Below are 26,539 nucleotides of genomic sequence, written 5' to 3'. Positions count from 1 at the left end.
TTAACCACCTGTCACTCGGGTTCTGTTCTCGTTCCACCACTTTGTGAGATCCCTACCATTGCATATCCATGCATCCATCTCAATAGCTTTTTCTATTATTTTTTCATAGATCCTGTCCCAACTATGATATTCCTCTGAAAATACTGTATGGTGCCAGAGGATGTTGCAGACACCACCGAAGTAACTTACCGTTTCCAGAATTTTCTCGAAGTCTCTCAACCTGTACCCTTGATTTATGGATATATCCATAATTGTTGTAGGTATCTCCAACAAGCCCTTGACAGGGTAAAATGGAAAACAAACTCCTCCCCTGAATCCGATGTATCTACCACCTTTGAATCCCAGGCTCATGTCGTACACGAAGCCAGCATCTCTCTGTAGTTCCCAGGTGTCTGGGATTAGCAAATTGAGATTGTGCTGTCTAATCCCAACAACTTTGTTTTGGGTGACCTGCTCAAGCTCTTTTTTCTCGGTTGACAGCAGTTTAAGACTCTTGTATGATTCATAAGACCCATGGAGTCCAATCTCCCACCCGTTCCTGTTCAGCTGCTGTATTTTTTCTTTTATTTTTGGTTCATTCCAATTGTATCTCCTGCCGTAGTGTTTCCATGTTTCTGGAGCAAATGGGCGCACCTTTGCCGTCTCTTTTAAAAAGAAAAATGTGGATCTGACATTATACTGCTTCTCTATCTCCTCTATCTGATCGAAGGTCCAATATGGATTTTTGTCCAGTAATTTGTCCGGAACAGCAGAAATAAAATTTCTTACAGCACGTCTTAATTTCCGTTGTTTTATGTAATGGATAGTTCTAGTGAGGTATTGGTATGTTTTTTTCAGTTCATCAACGTCGTGTGTCAAGCATAGTGCAAACCTTTTTTCGGATGGCCATGGATTTTTCTCAGGAACCCCGCACTCCAGCAGTATCTCTCTGAATGCAGCTGCCAGAACATCTGCAACAGGTGTTTCAGCCATTTCTTCCTTTTTATCAATTTTCTGGAATATTTTGTCGTAGTTTGTTATTATTTTCGTTGCCATCTCTGGTATATCGATTTCAATACTGATGCTGTTACGGTCGCTCTTTACAAAATTCTCGAGAATCCATTCTACCTGCTTTTTATGATTTTTTATTTTTATAATTCTTTCAATTATTTTCTCAATTGGCATGTTGTTGTTCTGAAATTTTATCGTTTTTTGTTGTCGAGATCTGATCTCCACTATGTTGTTTTTTAATGAGTAGTTTTGAGGGTGAGTGGATAGCATGTATCTTATACCTATGATTGACTCTCTTTTGACATTCTCCAGTATCACTCTTGACAACAATTGACACCTCTTTATAAAAGCGCTAGTTTTGATAAAATATATTTAAAAGATATTTAAAAATGTATTTATTTTGCCCCTCTCCTGTAATGAATTGCTGAAACTACTCCAATTATCAGACCTATTGGCGCAATCAGCGTAACGAACTCTGGTATTGAGACATTGCCAGCGTCGTTACCACATCCGACCTCTGAGAGGTGGACTTTGAAGTATCTATCTACAATGAATGTTCCATTGGTTAATCCTATCTTCGTTTTTGGTATCGCTAGTTCTACTATGTATATTGGTTTCTTGTCATATGTCGAGTCTTTGAGGTTTCTGACGTATTCCCATATTCCCCATTTTTCTGAGGCGTTGATGTATGCTCCAATTGCGTTTCCTACTAAGGTAGCATTGGCGGTATCAACAACTACTGGTGAGTTTGAATCATAGTCCACAGCTTCATGCCAGTCTCGATCTTCGTCGGTTCTGTATATCCCAAACTGCACCGCGCCACCGTCTCCATCCCATGTGCCAAGTCTAACTCCAAAATCGTACCCGCCAAATCCTCCAGGAATGTCAGTCCTCACATCCAAAGCAAGATCTCCTGCAGCTCCCCTTGGCCACCCAAGGTTCTGGTACCCATCTGGCGGTGCTGAAACCACAGCGGCGACATAAAGGTAGTCTGCATCTTCGTCAACGTATATTGCTTCTACGTCAAAATCGTCACCCCATGTGCCATAAAGCAGCCCATTGTGTGGCGAAGGCTGAATTCGCCCGTTTACTTTTGGTTCCTTATATATCCAGAAATTCGCACCATATCCTGCGAAATGCGGTCCAAAATCGTAGCTCTCTGGATTAGTAATGGCATATTGCGGGTCGACATCATCCTCCACAACCCATCGTGGGGAAGCCATTCCGACATATTCTGGTTTCCAGACATCTCCTGTACATACTGTTGCGTTGGGGTTACAGTTAAGGCCGGTTTCGATTTCTGTTGGTGTAATCCCCCAGTCTGTCAGATCTCCGTCGATAGTGAACTTAAGTGCATTCACTGCACCTATGCTCATCATCATTGTTGCAAGGGCAATTGTTATCCATTTAATTGTTTTCTTCATCTCAAATCCCCAACCCATTTACATCTCCCCTCTATAAAAAAGTTTCGTAGTGTTAAATTTATTTTAGTCAGAAATGATTTCAGTTGTTATGACCATAATCATAATGGGAATTCGGTAACGAATTCGTAAATCCATTTTGAAACGTCTATCTTCTCTTTCAAGAGTCTGTTCCTCTTTTTGTTCCACCGCTTCTTTATTTTTTTGTCCTCAAGGAAGTTTATGGCTTTATCAACTGCACTCTCCTGTTCTGAGTAGAATTCAAGCAGCCCGTATTTATTTTTCAGTTCTATAAAGTTCCCTGATGTTAGACCGGTTGGCAGTCCAGATGCTGTTGCCTCTACGTGGATTGATGGGGTACCAAGAATTGCAGATTCGACTGCCATTGTACCCCCTTCTCCCAAATACAGGTCTGCGTAATATAGAAGCGAATGGATTTTCTCAGGTGGTATGCTGACTCTGTATTTTTCCAGAAACCTGTCGTTATTTTCGCTAATTACAATGACTCTGGCATATTTTTCGAGTCTTTTTATCGCATCTCTGTAGTCTGAGAGGCCTCTAAGCCCTGCATCATGGTAGGCGTCCCATGAGATCGTTCTCATTACTATGTATCTTTCGTCTGGGGCAATGTTCAGCAGATCTAAAACGCTTCTGTCTGGTTTGAAATATTCTGGGTGGAGATATGCAAGCTCAAAAAAACCGTCAAACCTGATGTGTTTTTTTCCAAAATCTCCAATGAAATTTTTCGGAGTCACGATCGCATTGCAGAACGGAACGGTAATCCTGTGCAGCAGTTTTGCCATCTCTGTGTCTTCGAAGATTATGTATTTAGTTCCACACGCAGCACTTGCATGTATCAGGTGTGGAATTGCTCTACCGATCGCAATGTTTGGTTCAATCCTTTTCAAAAGCTTCAGCGATTTTAATTCGAGTGCGGAAGTGTGGATGATTTTGCTGTGCAATTTATCTTTGCTTTCTCCGATGATTGTATATTCACTACTGTTAAAGTATTTTTTTAGCAGATAGCCCGTTTCGCCCTTGTTAATCGCTATTACGTATATCTCGTGTCCCTCTTCCCTCCATTTGCTGGCTGGATTCTTGAATATGTGGGCATGCTTTGGATGAGCAACACCTATAACGATTTTCATTTGGAATCACTCCGTATTGAAGATATTTCTGACAGCCTCTTCGATCTCAGATAGTGGGAATATGAATGCTGGTAACGGATCTTCGCTTGAAAACTCATCGAAGGCATCTATTTTGGTGATTTTAAGCACTTTTCTAATTTTTCCGCTCATAAGTGCGGATATTACCGCCCTCATATCGTTCATGAAATAGGCAGTAACTATTCCGGTTTTGTAGTCGGTGACCTTTTCCACATCTCCTTCTGTGACCATCTTGTAGAGCAAATAGGGGAAATTGACCCCGGAAACTATGGCGTGGTTTATTGAACCCCAGAATCTCGGGTTTACCTCTATTATCACCGGTTTGTTGAACCTTTCGTCAAGCTTGAATTCAACCATCGCTACACCGTACCACTCCACCTCTTTTAAGAGCTCCCTTGCTATTTTCTCCATTTTTCTATGTCGTGTGCTGAGTCTCAGCGAACTCGGGCCACCTGTAGCAGGGTATTCCCGCAATCTCTTATGGGTGAATATCGCTCGAAGATCTCCATTGTTGGTAAGAAGGGACACGCCATACCCATCACCCGGGATATACTCCTGAATTACTGGATAGTTTTCGGGTTGTAAACCATAATCTTTTACGGTTTTTTTGTAGTTCTGCAGTAGCTCCTCCCTATTTTTCGCATATGTGATTCCCTTGCTACTCGTGGCGTCGGTAAGTTTTATCACTACAGGGTACTCCACTCTTTCTGCGATTTTTCTCACATCCTCCATGCTGGTGGCCCTGTAGGTTTTTGGAATCGGGAGGCCGAGATTCTCGGCTAGCTCGTAGAATCTGCGCTTGTCGTGAAGCATTAAGAGTCTGTTATATTCCTCAAAAGGAATTCTTGTAACCTTTTCCAGCAACTTCTTCTGCTTGGCGATTAACATAACCTCAGTGCTGTTCACCGGTAGCAGCACATCCGGTCGGAGTTTCGATAGATGGGTATAGAGTGATTTTATGAAGCCTTGCGGGTCTCTTTCTGGGTTGGGGTGGAGAAATCTTGAATTCACGTACTTCGAGAAAAACGTTGGTGAGATTCTTTTGTGGTCTGCTGCAATAACTGAGACACCCATTTTCCCCAGTCCTCTGGCAATTGCTAAAGATTTGACGCTGGATGCACTGGTTATTACAGCACTCATGGTCAATCTCTCCCCAAAATTTTTTTGGTACCTGCGCGAATCAATCCCGTCAGTCCTTTGTTTTTGTATGCCGATATGCCCCTGCTGAGGATCTGGAGGTGCTGTGGTGTCTCTGAGCCCCCTATCTGGAATTCACCCGTTCTGAGGAGGGATTTTATTTCGTTTTCTGATGTTATTTGCATGGTAAATTTTACATGGGCTCTGCCCACCTCGAAAGGTGTGTGTGCATCGCTGCCTGCGATTGGCATGATGTTCGAACTTCTGCTAAAAATCAACGCTCTTTGGTTTGATTCTTTGGAGCTTCTGGCGTTAAGGACCTCGATCAGGTCAATTTTTTTTAGCAGCTCATTGGAAAGATTCTGCAATCCTCTTTTCCGAAATGGATGTGGCAAAATGACGAGACCACCCTGCTCGTGTATTTTGTCACATACCTCGTACGGGTCTATTGACGACAGCTCCTCATTTATGAAGAGACCTATTATGTCGCCTACTCTGGTCTGAATTTCAATTCCATCGATGATCGTGAGGTCTGCATTTTTCAGGAAATCCTTCACCTTTTGAATACCCTTCGTTGTATTGTGGTCTGTAATTGCGACTCCGTTGAGTCCGCTTTTCAGAGATGCCTTTACCAGTAGTTTTGGTGTGATGATCGAATCGCCAGAGTATATTGTGTGAACGTGAAAGTCAATTTTGAAGAGCTCTTCCATACCTTATTACCTTTTTTCCTAAATTTTTAACATTTTGCGAGAACAACTCGACCAACCACTCAAAATAAGTCGTTGACCACCTGTTTGGGTGGGTTACTATGTAGATCTGCTCGAAAACTCCCTCCCTGATAATCCTGATAACGTCGTCTGTTGTTTTAATGCGTAGTTTTTCTTCTTTTTTGCTGTTTGAATTTATGGTGTCTTTAATGCTGTACTCCCCAGACCAGCATCTTCCGGTGTCTGAGAAATACCGGATGTCCTCGTGTTTTATTGAGAGGTAGGCTTCACCGATTATGTTGAACTTCTCGAAATCGTATTCTTTCCAAAGATCTCTGTTATCCCATGGAGTGAGCGGGTTTCCGTGCATGCACACTGTCTTTACTTCCACAATCTCCCTGAACTCGTTCAGCTCTTTTTTGAATATCTCAATTGCCTTTTGCAGGTCTCCCTTTGCTTTGTCCACAACTTCGTAGTGGTAGCCCACCTCGTGTCCAAGTTTTGAGATCTCTGTGATAATTTCCGGTATGAAAACTTTGGGTTTTACCCTGAAGTAGTATGTTGACGAGATTCCCATCTCCGCTTCAAGTTTTGCCATTTCGAGTGCTTTTTCTGGATTCCTGTCGACGTCATGCCTCATTATTGCAACCTTTGAATACTTTTTACGGCCGAGCAGAAAGTCCTTTACGGTAACAGGGGAGTATCTGTCCATTACTGCGGCACACAGCTCTCTGTACTTGTCCATAGTAAAATCTCTCGGCATACCTTTCTACCTCAGAAACTTGTAAGCTGTTGGGAACACTATCAGGGCAAAGAAGATCCAGCCCAGATGAGCGTGAACAACAAGCATAGTTTCCACTCCGTAGTAGTATGTCAGCATAACCAGAATTGCCACTCTGATCAGATTTGCTATGTACACAGCTATGCACATCAGAAGAGCAATCTTGGCCAAGCTCCCCCATGTTTTGTTGCTAAACGTTAGGCCGTATGCTGCGAGCATACTAATCACGAGAAGCAGCGAATACCACCCAAAACACGCGAGATCTATTTTCAGCAAAGCATTTTCTACGCCGTTTACGAAAATCAGTCTCTCTCCGTACATTCCTATGTTGAGGTTCATTTTTTGCAGCAGGGTAACGACTGGCAGGGTTACGGCGTAGTGGCCATAGTAGTAGGGCAGATCGATCCCGGCTTTTATCGGGAACACGAACAGCATTGAAAACAGAGCAAGGAATATTGCAGAAAAAAAGAACCCGAACTTGCCCATTTCCGAGTATTTCGTTCCAGACTTGTAAATTACAAGTGAAATCCCGAGGAGGATGACTATTGAGTCAACTGTTTGGATTTCAGAGCCACTCATTGTGTTGTATACTATGTCAGCTGTGACAATTGCCAGTCCGGCCACAGTCCCGGGAATGGATCTTTTTAGCGTGGCATGCGGGGTCTTGGGAAGGAACGTCAGCGTGCCGACGGCAATAACGAGAAACAGGAGTCCGAGGATTTTTGAACCATAGGAAAGCTCTATAAAGGATGCAATTAGCAGGAATGCAAGTAACAGCGGGGCGTATTTGGACTTTATCGTATAATCCAACGTATCACCTCAAAGACTTCGGCGAACTCTGTTCGTATCTGCACACCTCTCGTTCTTGCCAAGCTTTTGATGAATTTTTCATCAAAATATGTTTTTTCAGCTTGAGATTTGTACATTTTGAGTGCAGATACCTTCAAGTCAACATGTCTCTCATCGAGCGGTACAAATGCGATTGTATCGAATGTTATGTTGTTCCATGGCTGCTCGTATCCGAGTATGGTGCAGTCCTTGAAAGCTCTCAGCGTCTCTTCTCTGACAACCTTGTGATCCTGATGGGTGTCGAAAGAGGAGGGCGTGAATACAATGTCTGGACTCACGTCCTTTTTAACTTGGATTAGCGTATCCAGTATTTCCTGCCTGAATGTAGGAAATTTCCTAACCTCAAAGTCGAAGAGCAGCAGGTTCTTCTCTTTAATCCCAAGAATCTGGGTAGCGGCCTTTACTTCCTTTTTCAGTATGTCTTTCGGAAAGCCGTCCGGTACGCTCTTCTCGCAGGCAGAAAGGGCAACGTATATAACCTCTTTCCCGTCCTCCACAAATTTGGCAATCGTTCCTCCGCATCCGAGTTCTCCGTCGTCAGTGTGGGGACTGAGAATTAGCACCCTTTCGAACATTCACACCCCTCCGAGAATTCCCAGAGGATCGGCTCTGAGGTTTTCTTTTTCAAGGACCTTTACCACCTCATAACGCTCTCTTGCACCCTCCTCGTATTCAACGTCCCTTTCAACCTCCACGGGAAAAGTGTTCGTTTTTCTGACTTCGGAATCTTTTAATGCAAGGCCCCACGCTCTTCTGACGTGTTCGGGCCCGTATTCTGACAGAATGTCTATTATCGATGGGGTTGTGGAAAAGACGTTTGCAGCAATCTTCAGCAGGGTTCCGGAGTATCTGTAGCTTCCGAGGCTCTTTGGTTCCCCTCCTGTCAGTGCAAGTTCACTTCTCAACCTCTTCAGAGCGCTTATTGCGTTTTCTTTGTTAAGGCTCTCTCCAACTTTCAGGAGACGCGTGATTTCCCTCAGCACCTTCCTGTGCGCAGCCCCGAGGTAGTAGTCCCTGCTCCTCCACACAATCGTGCGGGGAGCTTCAAAGCCAAGTGCTCTGGAAACAGCATTGGCCACCGCTCCGTACCTTACCCCACCACCTGCGCCCGAAATGAAGACTGATGTACCGAAACCGTCGGAAAAGATAATGTTCCTCGGCACCGCTCTGGGGCTCAGGTTCTGGAATTCGCTTAGCGGGTCTTCTATCTCGTAACTTTCCCCGCACACGGGACACTCTCCCGCGTAAACTTCTCCATTGTGAAACGTCTGAACCTTTCCTCCACACGGGCAGTGGTACCAGAATGGAGCAGTTCTCTCATCTATTATTTTCAAACCGAGCTCTGGATTCTGGGAGACGGTTTTGTTGTACTCGGCATTTATCTGCCGGAAATCTTCCAACACCTTTTCCCAAGAGTCCCTCAAGACACCCCTCTCTTGAAGATCAGAATACCTGAAAAATAGCACATCAATGCCGAGCATCCTGCAGAGCCTGATGAACAGTATTGTGTTGACCTCCGCGAGGCTCTCTCCCCGATGGTAGCTCGTCCACATCTCCTCTATCAGCATCTCTGCAAATTCTTTTCCGGAGTTCTGGTAGTGACTTCTCAGTTTTTGAGTTAGGGATTCCCACTCCTCTTCTTCTGGCTTCGGGAGGGAGTTGAACCTTTTCCACATCTCTCGAGATCTGGGCTTTTTCAATCCGAAGCCAACAAATCCGTTTTTGTTCACCGCCGGAAGCCTGTTCTGGAACAGGTATTTGGACGTGCACAGGTTGTAATCCGCAATACCAAAGATCGAAACTGTGTTTAGTCCACTTTCGCTGAGTGTTCTTTCAATCCACTCTGCCAGAAAAGCCTTTTTCAGAACTCCGCTGTATGGAAGGAAGTTGGGCTGGTGCCCGGATTCGATCACAATCGTGTCCTGGTCAAGTCTGCTGACCCTTTTCTCCTTCACTCCCGCAATCCTGTGGAGTTCGGCAGACGTCCTGACAACCTCTTTCAGATTATTTACTTGCTCTTTTGAGAGCCCTCTGAAACTTTGTGATGACAAGAAGCTTGCCAAGTTCACGAAGCGTTTGCACCCCCATCTTTTCGGCCTTTCCTCTCCATATATAGCACTTCCACCCTCCAGATAGCCAGCATGATCCCCGTGAACACGAGAAGGGAAATGAAGATGTTGATGCCGGTGGTGGGTATCCCGAGGGCAAGATCTATGAAAAGTGTTACCAGTATGTCGGCCACGATGCTGAGAACTCCAGCATATCCGATTCTCTCGACCGTAGATATCTCGTCCTTCCTCGGGAAGAGCGCAAGAGTTGCCGCGTATCCAGGAACAAAAAAGAGGAAAATCAAGCCAAAGACCACCCTGAAGAAGTGCAGTACCTGATAGACATCGATCATTGAACCACCTTGCGTCTGTTTTTGAGTTTTATCACCTTCACCATCCCGATGATTACAATCTGGGAAATCAGGAGCCCGACAAAGTCCGCGAAGAGGTCGCTGACGGTTGAAGAGCGGTGCGGAACGAAGCTCTGGTGGAACTCGTCACTCGCCCCGTAAAGGGTTCCGAAAACTATCGTGAGTGCTTCGGGGTGCTTGTTGATTGTGGATCTTATCGCGGGGTTTAGCGTGAATCCGAACCCCATGTAGAGGAGCATGTGGGCGAGCTTGTCCGGGTGCCTGTAGAAGATGTAAAAGGGGTAGGCGATGAACTCAATCCCCATTTCCACGAGCATCTTGTGGAGCTTTATCAGGAGTTCGGGGGTTACCGGATTTGGAGGGGACTGCAGAGATGAGAGGTAGAATATCAGTCCCGCATAGGACACGGCCACTGCTACGGAGATGTATTTGGTAATTTGCATTGAAACTCTCCTCTTTCCTTGTCTCTATAAATAATTTCTGCCTCATCATCAGATCAGGTTAAATTTTAAGTACTGCACTGGGTTTTACACAACAATGAGTTCTGAAAAGGCAAGTGACGACACTGCCGGGAGCGAAGAGCTGCAGATGGACGAGGAGCTTGACAGGATCATGTTCAGGTCTGCGATTGCCGCGATGATTGTAGGCTTGGTGGTTGCCGGCTATCTCCTGTGGCTGACATCTCAGGAGAGTTACTCTGCCCTTTACATCTACCCTGATTCATACTCCAACTACGTCAAGCCGGGAGAGGTCGTCACCTTCAGGTACGGGATTGAGTGTCACGAGAGAGGTGAAGCTCACTACACCATCCGCATCTATCTTGGGGATCAGCTCCTCAAAACCCGGGAGGTTGTGCTGAGAAGCGGGGATGTGTGGGAGAGCAATGAGAGCATAACCCTTCCGCAGAACATCAGCTTTCCGACGAAGGTCAGAATCGAGGCCGAAGTCAACGGTGCTGTTTACGAGGTTCATTTCTGGTTGAAGGAGCGTGGAAGTTAGGATTTTCTCACGAGAGCTATCATCCCGCCGATAGCCACAGCAATTCCTGAGATTCCGGAGAACTCCGGAATCGAGTAGCACTGCTTGTTGCACCCACACGTGCCAGTATTGCAGCAGCTGCTGCAACCGCAGCTCTTTCCCGTGCACCCCTTCCCCTGACTCCCGCATCCGTGCCCACTGCCGTGAGCGGACACGAGAGAAGCCAGCACGACCAGCAAAACCAGGGCTACAAAAAGCTTTTTTGCGTTTCCCATTCACAACACCTCAATAGGGTATGAAAAGGCTCACAGCACAGAAAAATCCGGTCAGCGCGTACATCGCCAGAACTATCTGCCTCTCCGTCACCCTGAAGTAGTACGGGAGAACCCATTTCAGCGTGTAGGGATTCGGTGCCTCTATCGTTTTGTCTTTCCTGACCCTGCCGAACTTCACGAGCTCGTAGCGCTTGTCATGGGGCCTTAAAAACCGCATGATTCTCCAGTAAACGTACATCAGGAAGTTCACGGTGTGCGGAATGAGCATTATGAATCCAGAAACGTAAAAGCCGCCGAGCACTATCCCCAGCCCAACGACGGATCCCATGGTGAATGCCCCGATGTTCCCGTCGAATATTCTCGAGGGATACCAGTTGTAGTAGAGGAAGGCTATGAGGGCACCCAGCATGGCGGATGTTACGAGGATGCTGCCCTTGCCGGTTAGCAGGGTTTTTACCAGCAGGGTTCCGAGGAGGAGGGATGTGAGACCTGATGCCATTCCGTTAAACCCCGAGTGCATGTTTATCAGGTTGGCGACCACCATCACGTACACGGGTGCCACCACGAACAGCAGCGCACCGTCAATGCTGCCAACCACAGGGGCCCATCCCTCTTCCGCGACAAAAGCTATGGGGATTGCGAACATGGGTGGAAGGATGACCTTGCTTATCCTCCCCACGTCTATCAGATCGTCGAGGAGGCCAAATAGCCCGTAAAGTGCTATTATGAATGCCGCCGTGACCTCTGGAAGTGACACGTTCAGGGGAAAAATTCCGGTGAGGGCCAGAAAGAGTGGAGTGTAGAACGCCAGAAGAACTGAGAGCCCACCTGAGGTTGGCACGTACCTTATGTGGTTTTTGTAGTAGTCAGGTACCACTACCCCTTTTTCGACGAATTTTTTGATCTGGAGCGGCAGGATCGATGCTCCCACCGCAAATGCCGTCAGCATTACGATAATCCACTCGGAATTTTCTCCCCACATGACCGATTCTCCCCAAAATATTTTTCAGTATGTTACACAATGACAGTATCCACTAATTCTGGCCACCCTCCCATCACAGATCAGTTCAGGTGGCCAGAAAAAACTGTCAACCTTTTTTGCTCTACTCCATGAACCCCATAACGTACCCTTTGGTGACCTTCACGTACTTTCTAACTATTGCAGCAAACACCTCTTTCTGCTGAGAAAAGGACACAGAATAGGGATCGGCAAACCCGCTGCTCTCGAATTCGAGAAGTACAAGCCTGATCTGAGCACGACCTACCTTGTAGCCCTTCCTCTCAAGGTGCGCTCTCATTCTGCTGAGGACGTTTGAGAAGTAACCGATACCCCTCCCCCTGTCAGTTGTGACGTTCTTAACCGTTCCACAAGAGCCACAGTAGGTGTGAAGACGGAGTATGTAGTTGTAAGAAGGCAACCATTCCTTTTTTCCTGAATCTTTGTGTTCACATGAGTACATCTTTAAAAATGGTGCTTAGTGGAGTAAATAAATTTTACGAACATAATATTTATTACAAACACAATAATGAGCATGAGGATTTTAAACTGCTCGCTTTCGGTTAAATGAAGCATCATACACAAAAACAGTTATAAGCTCCCTTCCATTTCATCTGGTGAGATGGAACCGCTTCATCTACCGGAACTCGTGGCTCTTGGAATCGTTCAGGGTGTGGCCGAGTGGCTCCCGGTGAGCAGTGAAGGGATGATCATGCTGGTTCTGCTAAACGTCTTCGGAACTGACGTGGCTTCTGCTTTCAGCTACGCCGTCTTTTTGCACCTCGGAACGATGCTCGCCGTGCTGGTCAAGTTCAGAAGGCATATAGTCCAGATCATCGCCGAACGCTCTGCATCGCTCAGGATTATAGCAATCGCCACTATATTTACAGCATTCACCGCTCTGCCCCTGATGCTGGTCGTGAAGAATGTGGAGGGCCAGCTCGCCAATCTCGTCATAGGTGCGCTCCTTATAGTTACTGGTCTGTTCTTGAGGATTCCGAGAGAGGGGTACAGGGCTTTTGGCGAGATGAGTAATCTGGAAAGTGCCGCTCTCGGAATAGCTCAGGGGTTCGCGATTCTGCCCGGCATATCGAGGTCTGGCACAACAGTCAGCTACCTGCTTTTGAGAAAAATCCGCGAGGAGGACGCTCTGAGGCTGTCCTTTCTTGTGAGTATCCCAGCCACTGCTGGGGCAGTGGTGATAGGTGGAGTTCCCGAAAGCATCTCCGTCACGAGCGCGCTAATTGTTCTGGCCACGACGTTCGTGACAGGATATCTGATGATCGACGTGCTGCTGAGGGTTGCGAGGAGTGTGGGTTTCTCTGCGTTCTGCATAATATTCGGGAGTGTTGCGGTCATCTTTACCCTCATATCGATGTAGCCTGCACCTCCAAAACATTTATCACCCCTCCTCTCATACTGGCAGTGAATGATGAATTTGGCAGGAACTGAGCGTGAGCGATGATGAAGGCCGTACTTTCTGATTTTCCGTGGTGGTTATGTTAAAGGAGTACATCAGACACCTCCTGCACCTTCTGGAGCTTGAGAGGGAGGAGGAAAAGAAGAGGGCGATTGAGGAGATCAGGTCGCTCTCTGGCCCGGAAAGGGAGAGGGCTGGAAGGGCTGTTCTCGGGCTGAGCGGCAGAGTTGTCTCGCGAACCCCAAAGAGGGTGGTTGTGAGGTTCGGAAGGGGGAGGGAGGTGGAGACCGACATCGAGCCGGGAGACATCGTGCTTGTGAGCAACGGGAGACCTCTCGAAAAGGGCTTCGAGGGCACGGTCGTTGAGAGGGGAAAGAGGTACATCTCCGTGGAGTTCGAGAGGTTGCCGGCCATAAACCTGCGGAATGTTCGGATTGACCTGTTCGTGAACGACACGACCTTCAGGAGGATGGAGGAGAACCTGCTCAGGCTCTCAGGCAGCGGAGCCATGGCGCTGAGGCTGATGCTCGGGGAGGCTGAAACGGAGGATCACGGTGAGGTGGAGTTCACACCGCTTGACAGGAACCTCAACCCATCCCAGCTCAGGGCCGTGTCGAGGGCGCTCGCTCAGGATGACTTTTTCCTGATCCACGGCCCCTTTGGCACGGGGAAAACGAGGACGGTTGTGGAGTACATAAGGCAGGAGGTGTCACGCGGAAGGAAGGTTCTGGCAACGGCTGACAGCAATACCGCTGTGGACAATCTTGTGGAGAGGCTTCACGGGAAGCTGAAAGTCGTCAGACTCGGGCATCCGAGCAGAATCGAGCCACACCTTGTTGAGACTTCCGTCTTCAGCCTGATGAGGAGCCACGAGAGGTACAGGGAGGTGGAGGAGATATGGAGGCAGGCAGAGGAGCTCATGTTAAGGAGAGACAGGGAGACCAAACCCGCTCCGCGATTCAGGAGGGGCCTCAGCGATGAGGAGATACTCAGACTCGCGGAAAAGGGAATCAGGAACTACAGGGGCGTCAGCGGGGCGGTGATAAAGTCAATGGCCCGCTGGATAAAGCTCAACGAGGAAGTGAGCGAGCTTGTGGAGAGGGCCACGAAGATCGAGCAGGAGATTATTGACGAGCTCGTCTCTGAGGCTGACGTTGTTCTCAGCACCAACTCCACGTCCTTCCTTCTGGATGCGCGTTTTGATGTAGCTGTGGTGGATGAGGCCACTCAGTCAACGATCCCGAGTGTTCTGATCCCCATTTCGAGGGCGGAGAAGTTCGTTCTTGCAGGTGACCACAGGCAGCTGCCACCGACTGTTGTGAGTCAGCAAGCTAAGGAACTTGAGAGGACGATGTTCGAGGCCCTGATCTCCCGGCACCCGTTCAAGTCCGAGATGCTGAACGTGCAGTACAGGATGAATGAAATACTCGCAGAATTTCCCTCGAAGGTCTTCTATGGCGGGAGGCTGAAAACCGACAGGAGCGTTGCCAGCACGTCTCTGAAAGACGTTGGCGTGAGGGCCAGAGATAAGCTTGTTGAAACGATGGTCAGCAACCCCCTCGTCTTCATCGACACCTCGGACAGCGAGAGGAGGTTTGAGAGGAGGAAGAAGTCCTCCACGTCTATTTTCAACGAGTACGAGGCGAGGGTGGTCAGGAGTGTTGTCGAGAGGCTCATCGATGCGGGAGTTGATGCGGGCAGAATAGGTGTGATCTCGCCGTACGACGATCAGGTGAGGCTGCTCAGGAAGCTCCTGAAATGCGAGGTCAAGACTGTGGACGGCTATCAGGGCAGGGAGAAGGACGTGATAGTAATATCCATGGTCAGGAGCAATAAAGAAGGGAGGGTGGGGTTCCTCGAGGACGAAAGGAGGTTCAACGTCTCGATAACGAGGGCGAGGAGACTTCTTGTTGTCATAGGCGACTCCTCGACTCTCAGCAGCCACAGGCTTTACAGGCAGTTTTTCGAGCACGTGAAGGAGAGAGGAGTTGTTTTCAGCTCCTCATCTGTCCTGAAGGACTGATATTGATATCACGGCCACGAATACAAGCAGCACCCCCGCGTACTGGGTGAGCGTTAGCATCTCTCCAAGAAACGCCGCGGCGAATATATGAGAGAACACGCCCTCGAGGGACAGGATGATCCCCGCATCGACCGACTTGGTGTGGGCCTGCATGTAGTTCTGCAGGATCTTGGCGAGGAAAGTTGCGAGCAGCCCGGTTATTGCAAGGGCTATGAGCATGTAGCTGTTGAACTCGAACCTTGTTGTGGTAACCATGGCGGGAAAGACCGAGAAGAACCCTATGGCGAACACCTGCCACCCTGCGAGGCTCATGGGGTTCAGTTCCTTGGCATACCTCGATATCATCGCGATCTCGAACGCGAAGGCAATGGCGCAGAGGATCATCAGAATGTCCCCGTAGTTGAAGCCTGAGTAGCCCGAGAGCAGGTATATTCCGGTGAAGGCCAGAACGACCGAGGCAATCTCCATCTTAGACAGCCTCTCTCTGTAGAGCAGGTAGGCCACAACCGGGGTAAGGACGACGTAGGTGGAGGTTATGAACCCGGCGTTTGTTGCAGTTGTGTACTCGAGCCCGACAGTCTGAAATGCATAGCCGAGAAACGAGGCGAATCCAATCATCATTCCGGCCCTGAATTCTCCCCTTCTCACGAAGGGCACGAAAAGGAGGAACGTCAGGAGGAACCTGACGGAGTTGAAGGCGAAGGGTGAGATGTAATCAAGCGCGAGCTTCACGACGGGAAATGTGGCGCCCCAGATGAGGGCAACGGTGAGCAGACCGAGGTCGGCGTAAATCCTTTTCATGAATCGCGAGAAAATGGGGGGATTAAAAATTTTTTTAAAAATTTTATCAAAAAAGCTTGATTTTTGGTTACTGCTGCATGAAGGACATCATCGAGCACACGTTTCCATCTGGCTGGAAGAGTGTGAGGTCGACATCGACGAACTTGCCCTCGTACGTTTCGGTCACCTGACCCTGATGGCTGACAGTCGCGGTGAACGCATCTCCTACGGGCTCATCCTTTACCTCCTCAGCTTCTGAGGGGCTGACGGTCTGGGTAGTCTTCATCTCCACCCAGTCGCAGTTTGGCGGCATCTCCATGCCCTGCATGTCTCTCATGTACATCACCGTCGTGAGGGTGTTGCCCTCGTACCTGTTCTTCATTATCAGTATCCCACCATCAGAGTGCTCCATCCTGAGCATCTGCTCGTTGTTGTCTGCATCGTAGTAGTACCAGAACTCTACGGTCTTCGTCTCCCCGTTCTCCGTTACGGAAGCCTTTCCGTAGTACATCTTCTTAGCCATGAAGAGGTCGTACAGCGTGTTTATGCCACCTCCAGCACTCGTGCCCGAACCTCCGCTCCCTGCTGGAGCTTGCTCAGCCGTCGGTGTAGAGGTTGGCTGGGCAGCTGGAGTTGGGGTGGTCTTGGCCTCCTCTTTCCCACCAGAACACCCGGCGAAGAGAACCGCCAGAACAGCCAGAACCAGCACTAACTTCCTGACATCTACCATTCCTGATACCTCCGGATTTCAATAGCTGAATTTTTGAGTTCATAATTATTTATACTTTTCTGGAATCTGACAGTTTGATAAGAGTACCTCAACGTTTTAAACAGCAAGCCCGAAGGTGGGTTGATGATCATTCAGGGCAAGCCTCACGATGACTCCGAGATACTCCAGCTCCTCAACCCCCTGCTAAGGGAGTGGTTCATGCAAAAGTACGGGGCTTTCACACCCCCGCAGAAGTATGCAATAGTGGAGGCCTTCAGGGGTAACAACGTTCTCATCTCCTCGCCAACAGGTAGCGGGAAAACCCTTGCAGCATTCATGACCGCGATAAGCAGACTCCTCGACAGGGCGATGAACGGGGAGCTTGAGGATAGAGTTTACGCCGTCTACGTCTCACCCCTCAAGGCCCTCAACAACGACATAAGGAGGAACCTTGAGGAGCCGCTCGAGGAAATATACTCCCTCGCAGAGAAGAAGGGGGTGAAGCTGCAGAAGATCCGGGTTGCTGTGAGGACTGGAGACACCGACAGCAGCGAGAAGCAGAAGCAGCTCAGAAAGCCGCCGCACATTCTGATAACCACCCCTGAAAGCCTGGCGATCGTCCTGTGCTCTCCGAAGTTCTCGAAGGCTCTGAAAAAGCTGGAGTTCCTCATCGTGGACGAGCTCCACTCGCTTGCTGAGAACAAGAGGGGCTCCCACCTCACGCTCTCGGTTGAGAGGCTTCAGGAGATTCAGGAGGGCAGGATGACCAGAATCGGGCTCTCCGCCACCATACACCCGCTTGAAGACGTTGCGAGGTTCCTTGTTGGATACGAGAATGGCAGGGAGAGGGACTGCGTCATAGCCGACGTGACGTTCGAGAAGAAGCTGGACATAAGCGTAATCTCCCCGGTGGAGAATCTGTTCTCCGCTACCGCGGAGGAGATAAGCGAGACCCTGTACAGGACACTCGCTGAAATGGTTCTCAGGTCGAGGACAACCCTGATATTCACAAACACAAGGAGCGCAACAGAGAGGGTCGTGTTTCACCTCAAGAAGCTGCTCGGCAGGGATTTTCCTGTGGCTGCACACCACTCCTCACTCTCAAAGGAGGTAAGGCTTGAGGTAGAGGAGAAGCTCAAGAGGGGGGAGCTAAGGTGTGTGGTCAGCTCAACGAGCCTCGAGCTCGGGATAGACATAGGATACATAGACCTCGTGGTTCTGATAGGCTCGCCCAAGAGCATAAACAGGGCTCTGCAGAGAATAGGGAGGAGCGGGCACAGGCTGCATGAGACGAGCGTCGGCAGGATCGTTGTGGTCGACCATGACGACCTCGTGGAGTGCGCTGTGCTGGCGAGAGAGGCGCTGAACAGGAGGCTCGACAGGATACACATTCCCGAAAAGCCACTGGACGTTCTGTGTCAGCACGTCGTTGGAATGGCGATAGAGCGAAGGTGGAAGGTTGACGAGGCTCTCAGGGTGATAAGGAGGGCATACCCCTACAGGAATCTAAGCAGGGACGAGTTCGTCTCTGTTCTCAGGTACCTGTCCGGGAGGTACTCGGAGCTTGAGGAGAAGCGGGTTTACGGGAAGATATGGTTCGATGAGGAGACGATGGAGTTCGGAAGGAGAGGAAAGATGGTCAGGCCCATCTACTACCTGAACACTGGCACGATTCCGGATGAGGTCGCTGTCGCCGTTGTGACGAAGGACGGGAAGATGGTTGGCAAGGTCGAGGAGGAGTTTGCCGAGAGGCTGGTGAAGGGCGACATATTCGTCCTTGCAGGAAAGACGTTCAGGTTCCTCAGATCGAGGGGCATGAAAATCGTGGTAGAGGAGGTGAGGGATGAGAAGCCCACGGTTCCGAGCTGGTTCTCGGAGCAGCTTCCCCTTAGCTACGACCTCGCTCTGAGGATTCAGGAATTCAGGCTGGAGATGGAGAGGAGGCTCGAGGAGGGCAACGCCCTGAGCTGGCTCATGAGGGAGTTCCCGATTGACGGAAACGCTGCAAGGTCGATAGTCGAGTACTTTGACGAGCAGAGGAGGTTCAGCGTGATTCCCCACATAGAGCGCCTCGTGGTTGAGAAGCTCGAGGAGGACAGGAACTACTACTTCTTCCACACCCTAATCGGGAGGAGGGCGAACAACGCGGTTGCGAGGGTCTTCGCCTACAGGGTGGGCAAGGTGAAGAGGTGCAACGTGCAGTTCACGGTGAACGACAACGGATTCGTGCTGATCCTGCCGGAAAACAGGGTTTTGAGGGAGGATGAGATTCGCTTCCTCTTCCGGACCGAGAACTTTAAGGAGGACCTGATGGAATCCCTGATGAAGACTGAGATCCTCAGGAGGAGGTTCAGGCACGTTGCAGTCAGAAGCTTCATGATCCTGAGGAACTACCTCGGCAGGGAGAAGAGCGTGTGGAGACAGCAGCTCAGTGCAGATACCCTGCTGAGGCTCCTTCTCAAAAACTTCGGCAGGGACTTCCCGGTCATAAAGGAGACGTTCAGGGAGATAATGGAGGACGCCATGGACGTTGCGAATGCTCTCGACTACCTATCGAGGGTTGGCAGTGAGGTGGAGCTGGAGATAACGAGGGTTCCCTACCCGAGCCCCTTCGGCCTCAACCTGTACGTAATGGGAGATGAGGACGTGGTGCTGATGGAGGACAGAAGAAAGGTTTTGAGGGAACTGCACCAGAAAATCCTTAGCTACCTTGCGGCCCAGTCTTAGCCAACCCCGTACTTTGCCCAGATTGCGCAGGTTCCTTCGAAGCTCACCATGCAGGGGCCTATCGGGTTCCTCGGCGTGCAGGCGGTCATGAAGAGCCTGCAGTCCTTTGGGGTTATGAGTCCCTTCAGCACCTCACCGCACCTGCAGTGCTTCTTTCTCTTGTCCTCCTTGGGGACAAAGTCCTCGAACACGTCCTCGAAAACCCTCTCTGCGTCCTTATCCTCAAACTCCTTCCTTATCCTCACTCCCGTCTCCGGTATAATTCCGAGCCCCCTCCACTCACCATCGTCCGCCTCAAAGACCTCGCTCATAACCCTCTGAGCGTTGACGTTGCCCTCATACCTGACAGCCCTTGTGTACTCGTTGTATATCCACGGCTTCCCCTCGTTTATCGCCTTCACGAGCATGTATGTGGCTAAAAGCACGTCCTGTGGCTCGAATCCTGCGATGGCCATCGGAATTCCATACTTCAGGAACCTCTCGTACGCCTTCACCCCCACAATCGTTGAGACGTGGCCGGGGCAGATGAACCCGTCTATCCTGAGCTCTCCCTTTATTATGGCCTCCATCGCCGGAATGAAGTACCTGTGGGCGGAATAGACATAGAAGTTCTCTGGCGAATCCTTTATGGCCACAGCTATGGACGGCATGGTCGTCTCAAAACCTATCCCGAAGAATACCACGTCCTTGTCAGTCTTCTCCGCAATTTCCACGGCATCAAAAACGCTGTAAACAACCCTGACGTCCTTGCCCCTGCTCCTGTAGTAGAAGAGGCTCCTGTCCTCGAAGGGCACCCTCGCCATGTCCCCGAATGTGGCGAGCACGACGTCCTTCCTCTCTATCAGGTGGAACACCTTCTGCAGGTCTGTGTCGGGTATTATGCACACCGGACATCCCGGCCCACTGAGGAGCTTCACGTTCTCCGGCATCAGGCTCCTCAGGTTGTACTTGGAGATTGTGTCCTCGTGTGTCCCGCACAGGTGCATGAGCGTAATCTCTCTGCCCTCGCTGATCTCCTCAATCTTTCTGGTCAGTCTTCCAATATCTTCTGCCATAGGCTCTCAATCTCCTCGACTTCCTTTTTGCTGACCTTCTGGATCGCCAGCCCCACGTGGATCAGCACGTAGTCTCCGGGTTTCACGTCATCGAGCAGATCAACTCTCACCTTCCTCTTCGCTCCGTTGAGGTCAACCACCGCGTATGGCCAGTTCACCTCAACTATCTCAGCCGGAATTGCCAGACACATTCAGAACACCCCTCAGAAACTCGAGCCACTCATCAAATCCAACACCCTTCTTGAGATCCATCCTGATTATCTTGGCGTTCGGGTTGAGCCTCCTCGCGTCCTCGACCATCTTCTCAACGTCTGCCTCAACAAACTCGGCGAGGGCGACCTTGTTGATTATGATCACGTCAGCGAGCCTGAATATCTCGGGATGCTTCTCGACAACGTCGTCCCCTTCAGTCACGCTGACCATTACAACCCTCACATCCTCTCCCAGATCGAAGTCCACTGGGCATATCAGGTTTCCAACGTTCTCTATGAGTATGAGATCCACATCGCTGAACTTCTGGATGCTGTGGTGAATCAGGTGAGCGTCAAGGTGGCACTCCTTGCCCGTGTTTATCGGCTCCGCCAGCACGTCATGCTTTTGAACCCTCTCGTAGTCAGCCTTGCACACCACATCTCCCAGAATCACACCCACCCTGATATCCCTGAGCGCGTCTACCGTCTTCTCTATCAGCAGCGTTTTCCCGGAGCCTATCGCACCCATTATGTTCACGGCCTTGATCCCGTGCTTCTTGAGAAACTCCCTGTTCTCCCTCGCGAGCCTCTTGTTCTCGCTGAGCAGGTCAACCTCGGCATCCACCTCAATTCTGTGCATCCTCCACCTCCATAACCACGCTCTTTAAAATCATTTCCTTGCCGCCATTAACGCTCACAAACCCTCCGCACTCGCAAACACCAAGGGGAACGTCATACTGCCTCCCGCACTTGATGCACCTGATGTCCGGCTTCACAAACTCGATCTCGACCTCTGCCCCCTCCATGGGGGTTCCCCTGCTTATGGCGTTGAGGCAGAAGGTGAGCTGATTGGGATTTATCAGGAGGAGCTCCCCTATGACGAGCTTTATCTTTTTGACTTCTTTTGCTCCATTCTCTTTTGCCAGTCTCACGACCTGCTCGAGTATCGCCTCAGCGTAGCTCATCTCGTGCATTTTCAGCACATGGATGAATAAGAGTAATATAACCCTTTTGCGGCCGTTGATTGTGTACCGCATCACTGTGACTGGCAGAGTGCAGGGGGTCGGATTTCGCCCCTTCATCTACCGTCTCGCCACGTCAATGGGCCTCAGGGGCTACGTGAAGAACGTTGGGGATGGGACGGTCGAGATAGTTGTTGATGGAAGTGCGGAGAGGTTCGTGGAGAGGATGAGGGGAGAGAAGCCTCCGATGGCAGTCATAGAGAGGGTGGTGATTGAGGAGTTCGGGCCTGCTGAGGAGTTCAGCGGCTTCTCAATAATCGAGAGCGGTGGGAAGTCCGGACTCTTCTCCCTACCACCCCCCGACTTCGCCGTGTGCGAAAGATGCCTGAAGGAGGTCTTCGACCCTGCCAACAGGCGCCACCTCTACCCCTTCACCACCTGCACGGACTGCGGTCAGAGGTTCAGCGTGTCCTTCAGGCTGCCCTTCGACAGGGAGAACACGACGATGTCCGCGTTTCCGCTATGCGAAGACTGCCAGAGGGAGTATGACGATCCGGGGGACAGAAGGTACTACGCGCAGTCAATCGCGTGCCCGAAGTGCGGGCCCCGCTACTTCCTCCACCCCCACGGTGCTGAGGGGGTCGAGGCAATCAGGCTTGCGGCCAGAATCCTTGATGAGGGCGGGATAGTTGCGGTGAAGGGCATAGGCGGGTACCACATAGCCTGCCTGACAGACGATGGTGTGGTGGAGAGGCTGAGAAAGCTCCTGAAAAGGCCCCAGCAGCCCTTCGCCGTGATGGTGAGGGATCTGGATGCCGCGGGCAGGTACGCTCACATAGGTGATCTCGAAAGGGCTGAGCTTGAAAGCTATGTGAGGCCAATAGTCGTGCTCAGGAAGAAAAAGGAGCTCCATCAGGTGGCTCCGCATCTTGACACTGTCGGAATCATGCTGCCCTACACGGCTCTGCATGCGATCCTGTTCTCTTTCCTTGAAGCAGACGCTCTCGTCATGACCTCTGCAAACCTCCCTGGGGAGCCGATGGCTATCGAGTGGCCAGACGTTGAATGCGATGCCGTGCTGCACCACAACTTGAGGATACACAACAGGGTTGACGACTCTGTCGTGAAGGTGGTCAATGGCAGAAGAATGATCATCCGCAGGTCGAGGGGATTCGTTCCCACCCCAATTCCGGTAGGAGTAGAGAGGGAGGCGATAGCCCTCGGAGCTGAGCTGTACAACTCCGTAGCCGTCCTCAAGGACGGCAAGGCAATCCCCTCCCAGTACATAGGCAACACCTCCAACTTCAGGACATTCAGCGAGTTCTTCAAGAGAGCCGTGGACTTCTGGATCGAGTATCTGGACGTTAGGCCAGAGTATGTGGTGAGAGACCTCCACCCGCTCTACAACACCTCGTCATACGCGGATGAGCTGGCAGGGAGGATGGATGCGAGGGTGATATCTGTCCAGCACCACCTCGCACACGCGCTGTCGGTCATGGCCGAGAGGGGGATTGACGAGGCTGTTGCCATAGCTGTTGACGGAGCTGGCTTCGGGGCCGATGGCACCATATGGGGAGGGGAGGTGCTGCACGTCAACGCCAACGAGGGCGTCTTTGAGAGGGTCGCGAGGATGGAGAGGATAAAGCTTCTCGGTGGAGATCTATCCACTGCTTACCCCCTCAGGACTCTCTTCTCCATAATTTACGAGCACACTGGAAGCTGGGAGCTCCTCGAGGACTATTCGAAATACCTGAGGGAGAACGAGAGCTTCGAGCTGATGGAGATGCAGTTCAGGAGGAATTTGAACGTCGCTCCCGCATCGTCTGCCGGAAGGTACATGGACGCGATATCCGCGATGCTCGAGGTCTGCTTCGAGAGAACCTACGAGGGAGAGCCGGCCATGAAGGTGGAGAGCGTGGCGAGGAGGGGAGAGCAGATTTACGAGCCTGAGATAGGAGAGAGCTTTGAACCGAGCACATTCTCGTTTGATGGCAGGGAGCTGGGCAAGGGGCACGTCAGGGTTCTGGAGTTCGGCAGCGTTTTCGTGGACTCGCTCGAGAGGTACAGGGCTGGAGAGGACAGGGGCGTGGTTGCGTGGAGGCTCATCGATTACCTCGCGATGTGCTTCGCTGAGGTTGTGAGGGACTTCGACCTCCCCGTGGTTCTCAGTGGAGGTGTGGCCTTCAACACCCACTTCTCCCGGTCTCTTGCCGAGAGGGTTGATTACCTGACAAACGAGCTTGTTCCTGCCGGGGACAATGGCATTTCCCTCGGGCAGATCTATGCGCTGAAATCTCTGGAGGTGTTGGAATGATAAGGAGAGAGGATGGCGCCGGTGGAAAGTACATGACCGAGTTCCTTAGGAAGAGGATATTCTCGAGGCTCGATTCCAGAGCTGGAGAGATCTCGCTCTCGGACATGGAGGATTCTGCGGACTTCGATGAGAAATACGTGTTCACGACCGACAGCTACACAGCATTTCCACCAATTTTCAGGGGTGGCAGCATTGGCAGCTTGGCTGTCTGCGGGACATCAAACGACCTCGCGGTAATGGGCGCTCAGCCGGCATACATGTCCCTCGCGCTCATAATTCAGGAGGGGTTTGATGAGGGGACGTTCGAGAGGATAATGGACGATGTGAGGTACTGGAGCGAGAGGATTGGAGTTAAGGTGATAACAGGCGACACAAAGGTTGTGGAGATGAACGCGGGCATATTCGTGAACACCTCAGGCATCGGTGTGAGGAACGAGGCTCTGGAGAACAACCTGAGAGTTCTGAGGGAGTACAGGGACTACCCGTACAGGTGGGTGAGGGACAGGGGTCTGAAGGCGGGAGATGCGGTAATTGTCACCGGAAACATAGCCGAGCACGGGCTTGCAATGCTCCTCGAAAGGGAGGATCTCGGATTCGAGGTGGATGTTGAGAGCGATGTTCAGCCTGTGTGGTTTGCCGTGAAGGCTGCGATGGAGGTTGGGGGAGTTTCGGCCATGAAGGATCCGACGAGGGGTGGTGTGGCCGAAGCTCTCAATGAGATGGCGGAGAAGAGCGGTGTTGGGATACTTGTGGAGGAGGAGAGGATACCCGTCAGGGATGATGTTAAGGGCGTTTGCGACGCCCTCGGGCTCGATCCCCTCACAATGGCCAACGAGGGCAAGGTGGTTATGGGCGTGGAGGGTGAGATGGCTGAGGACGTGCTCAGGGTTCTCAGAAAGTTTGACGAAAGTGCCGAGATAATCGGCTACACGACCGACGAGTTCAGGGAAGTCGTGGTTAAGACGAGGATAGGGACGACCAAGATACTGCCGTGGCCCACGATAGACCCGATTCCGAGGGTGTGCTGACAGCACATTTTTATTTATCCCTGCAGGAGTTGTGGTGATGATCGCCTCTGCCCCGGGGAAGGTGATAGTCTTCGGAGAGCACTCCGTGGTTTACGGCAAGCACGCGGTAGTCTCGGCCATAGACTTGAGGTGCTATGTGAAGGCCGAGAAATCCGGAGAGGTCAGGATAACCTCCTCATTCGGAACAACCGGATACGACTTCGCCGGAAAGCACGCCTACATCTCCCACGCGATCAGGAGGTTCTCGGAGGTCTGTGAGGTTGGAGGAGTTGAGGTGGAGGTCAGAAGCGACATTCCACCTGCAAGCGGGCTTGGTAGCTCTGCTGCAGTTACTGTGGCAACCCTTGGAGCCCTGAACGCCGAGTTCAACGCCGGCCTTGGAAGGGAGGAGATATTCGAGCTCGCGAGGAAGGTTGAGCTGGACGTTCAGGGGATAGGCAGCGGGACAGACCCCTTCGTCTCCACATTCGGCGGCAGCTGGGTTCTGCCGGAAAAGAGGAGGTTCCACACGGACCTCGAGTTCGAGGTAATTGACAGCGGGGAGACCTCGGTCACGGCGGAGATGGTCAGGAGGGTGAGGGAGCTCAGGGACGCTTACCCGGACGTCATCCTCCCCGTGCTCGATGCCATGGACGCGATAGCGGTGAGGGGTGCGGAGGCGCTGGAGAGAAACGATATTGCTGAGGTATCGAGGCTGTTCAGGATGAACCAGAGCCTTCTGAGGGCCATAGGCGTGAGCACGCCTGAGATAGACAGGATAGTGGCGAGGGTTGAGGAAGCCGGCTATTCCGCAAAGATAACAGGTGCCGGAGGTGGAGGCTGCGTTCTCACCACCGGAATGGGGGAGATGAGGATATCACTTTCAGCGGAGGGGGTAAGGGTTGAGGATTTTGAAGATTGGGGGAGCGCTGATAACTGACAAGTCTGATGGAGCGTTCGAGGTGGCGAGGCTCGACGTGATCGAGAGCATCTCCCGCCAGCTGGATGGAGAGGTGATTCTTGTCCACGGAGTCGGCAGCTTCGGCCATCCGCACGTGAAGATGTACGGGCTCAGCAGGGAGGGCGTGGCGAAAACCCACCACGCCTGCCTGAAGCTCAACTCGATCGTCTGCGAGAGCCTTATAAGGGCCGGGAAGCACCCCCTCCCCGTCCACCCCCTCGAGTTCTTCTCCAGCCCGGACTTCGACTTCCTGAGGTCTGCGGTGGAGGAGGGCTTCATCCCCGTCATGCACGGCGACATCGTCTACGAGGCGGGAAGGTTCAGGGTCATGAGCGGAGATGAGGTCGTGAGGATTCTTGCGGAGAAGCTCAGGCCGGAGGCCGTGGGATTTGCCAGCGATACTGCTGTTGTTGTTGACGGAGAGGTGGTCGAGCTCGTTCACTCCGGCAACGTTGACTCGGTTCTTGAGGCAACGTCTCCAGCAAGCGGCAAGGCTGATGTGACGGGGGGAATGAGGGGGAAGCTTGAGGAGGCGCTCAGGATAGCGAGAATTTGCGACGTGTACATTTTCAGCGGTTACGAGAAGGATGCGATCAGGAGGTTTCTGAGCGGCGAGCATGTTGGCACGAAGGTGGCAAAGGTTTTTTAACATCTAAACCGCTCTTTTGAT

The 26,539-nt window shown here is 51.0% G+C and carries 28 protein-coding genes; 8 read left to right on the top strand and 20 right to left on the bottom strand.

Features of this window, described 5'->3' with window-relative positions; all coding sequences use genetic code 11:
- The 11 genes from GAH_RS01085 to GAH_RS10255 form a co-directional block, all read right to left on the bottom strand.
- Positions 1-1,317: a polysaccharide deacetylase family protein gene (locus GAH_RS01085; RefSeq protein ID WP_156967342.1), complete on the bottom strand. Its 1,317-nt coding sequence runs from the start codon at positions 1,315-1,317 to the stop codon at positions 1-3.
- A gap of 68 nt (positions 1,318-1,385) precedes the next feature.
- Positions 1,386-2,414 carry a hypothetical protein gene (locus GAH_RS01080; protein ID WP_156967341.1) on the bottom strand — a complete coding sequence of 343 codons (1,029 nt, stop codon included), beginning with the start codon at positions 2,412-2,414 and terminating at the stop codon, positions 1,386-1,388.
- A 98-nt stretch (positions 2,415-2,512) separates the two neighbouring features.
- A complete protein-coding gene (locus tag GAH_RS01075) occupies positions 2,513-3,559 on the bottom strand; it encodes a DUF354 domain-containing protein (protein WP_048094298.1) in 1,047 nt (348 codons plus the stop codon).
- A gap of 6 nt (positions 3,560-3,565) precedes the next feature.
- On the bottom strand, positions 3,566-4,717 hold the full coding sequence (locus GAH_RS01070; protein ID WP_048094297.1) for a carboxylate--amine ligase: 1,152 nt from the start codon (positions 4,715-4,717) through the stop codon (positions 3,566-3,568).
- Positions 4,718-4,719: 2 nt separating this feature from the next.
- A complete protein-coding gene (locus GAH_RS01065) occupies positions 4,720-5,424 on the bottom strand; it encodes a PHP domain-containing protein (protein WP_052747708.1) in 705 nt (234 codons plus the stop codon).
- Positions 5,402-6,166 (bottom strand): polysaccharide deacetylase family protein, encoded by a 765-nt coding sequence (locus tag GAH_RS01060; RefSeq protein ID WP_052747707.1) that lies wholly within the window; start codon positions 6,164-6,166, stop codon positions 5,402-5,404. The genes GAH_RS01065 and GAH_RS01060 overlap by 23 nt, the downstream gene beginning before the upstream one ends.
- A gap of 24 nt (positions 6,167-6,190) precedes the next feature.
- The gene (gene artC / locus GAH_RS01055; protein WP_048094295.1) at positions 6,191-7,012 is read right to left on the bottom strand and encodes an archaeosortase C; all 822 of its coding nucleotides are present in this window, start codon (positions 7,010-7,012) and stop codon (positions 6,191-6,193) included.
- Positions 6,997-7,626, bottom strand: a complete 630-nt coding sequence (locus GAH_RS01050) for a PIG-L deacetylase family protein (RefSeq protein WP_048094294.1) — start codon at positions 7,624-7,626, stop codon at positions 6,997-6,999. The genes artC and GAH_RS01050 overlap by 16 nt, the downstream gene beginning before the upstream one ends.
- A complete protein-coding gene (locus GAH_RS01045; protein ID WP_156967340.1) occupies positions 7,627-9,120 on the bottom strand; it encodes a hypothetical protein in 1,494 nt (497 codons plus the stop codon).
- A complete protein-coding gene (locus GAH_RS01040; protein ID WP_048094292.1) occupies positions 9,117-9,452 on the bottom strand; it encodes a DUF1616 domain-containing protein in 336 nt (111 codons plus the stop codon). Before GAH_RS01040 ends, GAH_RS01045 begins: the two co-directional genes overlap by 4 nt.
- Positions 9,449-9,913: a VanZ family protein gene (locus tag GAH_RS10255; protein WP_052747706.1), complete on the bottom strand. Its 465-nt coding sequence runs from the start codon at positions 9,911-9,913 to the stop codon at positions 9,449-9,451. Before GAH_RS10255 ends, GAH_RS01040 begins: the two co-directional genes overlap by 4 nt.
- A 94-nt stretch (positions 9,914-10,007) precedes the next feature.
- Here GAH_RS10255 and GAH_RS01030 point away from each other — a divergent pair, with 94 nt between their 5' ends.
- Positions 10,008-10,469: a hypothetical protein gene (locus GAH_RS01030; protein ID WP_048094291.1), complete on the top strand. Its 462-nt coding sequence runs from the start codon at positions 10,008-10,010 to the stop codon at positions 10,467-10,469.
- On the opposite strand, the gene GAH_RS01025 is transcribed toward GAH_RS01030, so the two are convergent.
- The 3 genes from GAH_RS01025 to GAH_RS01015 all read right to left on the bottom strand — a co-directional run bounded on the left by GAH_RS01025 (position 10,466) and on the right by GAH_RS01015 (position 12,183).
- On the bottom strand, positions 10,466-10,723 hold the full coding sequence (locus GAH_RS01025; protein ID WP_048094290.1) for a hypothetical protein: 258 nt from the start codon (positions 10,721-10,723) through the stop codon (positions 10,466-10,468). The two genes, GAH_RS01030 and GAH_RS01025, sit on opposite strands and share 4 nt — an antisense overlap.
- Before the next feature lie 10 nt (positions 10,724-10,733).
- Complete coding sequence (locus tag GAH_RS01020; protein WP_048094289.1) at positions 10,734-11,705, bottom strand: MraY family glycosyltransferase; 972 nt, start codon at positions 11,703-11,705, stop codon at positions 10,734-10,736.
- A gap of 121 nt (positions 11,706-11,826) precedes the next feature.
- Positions 11,827-12,183 (bottom strand): hypothetical protein, encoded by a 357-nt coding sequence (locus GAH_RS01015; RefSeq protein WP_048094288.1) that lies wholly within the window; start codon positions 12,181-12,183, stop codon positions 11,827-11,829.
- 159 nt (positions 12,184-12,342) lie between these two features.
- On the opposite strand from GAH_RS01015, the gene GAH_RS01010 reads away from it, so the two are divergent.
- The gene (locus GAH_RS01010) at positions 12,343-13,101 is read left to right on the top strand and encodes an undecaprenyl-diphosphate phosphatase (protein ID WP_048094287.1); all 759 of its coding nucleotides are present in this window, start codon (positions 12,343-12,345) and stop codon (positions 13,099-13,101) included.
- Between the two features lie 118 nt (positions 13,102-13,219).
- Positions 13,220-15,163: an IGHMBP2 family helicase gene (locus tag GAH_RS01005; RefSeq protein WP_048094286.1), complete on the top strand. Its 1,944-nt coding sequence runs from the start codon at positions 13,220-13,222 to the stop codon at positions 15,161-15,163.
- On the opposite strand, the gene GAH_RS01000 is transcribed toward GAH_RS01005, so the two are convergent.
- The gene (locus tag GAH_RS01000; RefSeq protein ID WP_048094285.1) at positions 15,143-15,964 is read right to left on the bottom strand and encodes a DMT family transporter; all 822 of its coding nucleotides are present in this window, start codon (positions 15,962-15,964) and stop codon (positions 15,143-15,145) included. The genes GAH_RS01005 and GAH_RS01000 overlap by 21 nt on opposite strands.
- Before the next feature lie 67 nt (positions 15,965-16,031).
- Positions 16,032-16,673 carry a hypothetical protein gene (locus GAH_RS00995; RefSeq protein WP_048094284.1) on the bottom strand — a complete coding sequence of 214 codons (642 nt, stop codon included), beginning with the start codon at positions 16,671-16,673 and terminating at the stop codon, positions 16,032-16,034.
- Positions 16,674-16,796: 123 nt separating this feature from the next.
- Between GAH_RS00995 and GAH_RS00990 the strand changes: the two genes are divergently transcribed.
- A complete protein-coding gene (locus GAH_RS00990) occupies positions 16,797-19,379 on the top strand; it encodes an ATP-dependent helicase (RefSeq protein WP_048094283.1) in 2,583 nt (860 codons plus the stop codon).
- On the opposite strand, the gene hypD is transcribed toward GAH_RS00990, so the two are convergent.
- The 4 genes from hypD to hypA are packed head-to-tail and all read right to left on the bottom strand — an operon-like array spanning position 19,376 to position 21,599.
- Positions 19,376-20,434 (bottom strand): hydrogenase formation protein HypD, encoded by a 1,059-nt coding sequence (gene hypD, locus GAH_RS00985; protein ID WP_048094282.1) that lies wholly within the window; start codon positions 20,432-20,434, stop codon positions 19,376-19,378. The genes GAH_RS00990 and hypD overlap by 4 nt on opposite strands.
- Positions 20,410-20,625: a HypC/HybG/HupF family hydrogenase formation chaperone gene (locus GAH_RS00980; RefSeq protein ID WP_048094281.1), complete on the bottom strand. Its 216-nt coding sequence runs from the start codon at positions 20,623-20,625 to the stop codon at positions 20,410-20,412. The genes hypD and GAH_RS00980 overlap by 25 nt, the downstream gene beginning before the upstream one ends.
- Positions 20,603-21,265, bottom strand: a complete 663-nt coding sequence (gene hypB, locus GAH_RS00975) for a hydrogenase nickel incorporation protein HypB (protein ID WP_048094280.1) — start codon at positions 21,263-21,265, stop codon at positions 20,603-20,605. The genes GAH_RS00980 and hypB overlap by 23 nt, the downstream gene beginning before the upstream one ends.
- Complete coding sequence (gene hypA / locus GAH_RS00970) at positions 21,252-21,599, bottom strand: hydrogenase maturation nickel metallochaperone HypA (RefSeq protein ID WP_048094279.1); 348 nt, start codon at positions 21,597-21,599, stop codon at positions 21,252-21,254. The genes hypB and hypA overlap by 14 nt, the downstream gene beginning before the upstream one ends.
- A 52-nt stretch (positions 21,600-21,651) precedes the next feature.
- Here hypA and hypF point away from each other — a divergent pair, with 52 nt between their 5' ends.
- From hypF to GAH_RS00950, 4 genes are read left to right on the top strand one after another with little or no spacing between them, the layout of a single operon-like run.
- Positions 21,652-23,901 carry a carbamoyltransferase HypF gene (gene hypF, locus GAH_RS00965; protein WP_052747705.1) on the top strand — a complete coding sequence of 750 codons (2,250 nt, stop codon included), beginning with the start codon at positions 21,652-21,654 and terminating at the stop codon, positions 23,899-23,901.
- The gene (gene hypE / locus GAH_RS00960) at positions 23,898-24,929 is read left to right on the top strand and encodes a hydrogenase expression/formation protein HypE (RefSeq protein WP_048094277.1); all 1,032 of its coding nucleotides are present in this window, start codon (positions 23,898-23,900) and stop codon (positions 24,927-24,929) included. Before hypF ends, hypE begins: the two co-directional genes overlap by 4 nt.
- A 37-nt stretch (positions 24,930-24,966) precedes the next feature.
- On the top strand, positions 24,967-25,848 hold the full coding sequence (mvk, locus tag GAH_RS00955) for a mevalonate kinase (protein WP_048094276.1): 882 nt from the start codon (positions 24,967-24,969) through the stop codon (positions 25,846-25,848).
- Complete coding sequence (locus GAH_RS00950) at positions 25,811-26,518, top strand: isopentenyl phosphate kinase (protein WP_048094275.1); 708 nt, start codon at positions 25,811-25,813, stop codon at positions 26,516-26,518. Before mvk ends, GAH_RS00950 begins: the two co-directional genes overlap by 38 nt.
- Positions 26,519-26,539 lie beyond the last annotated feature (21 nt).

It is taken from the genome of Geoglobus ahangari, from assembly GCF_001006045.1.
Lineage (GTDB): Archaea > Halobacteriota > Archaeoglobi > Archaeoglobales > Archaeoglobaceae > Geoglobus > Geoglobus ahangari.
The sequence above is the reverse complement of the archived record's forward strand: the minus strand, read 5'-3'. Positions and strand labels throughout refer to the sequence as shown.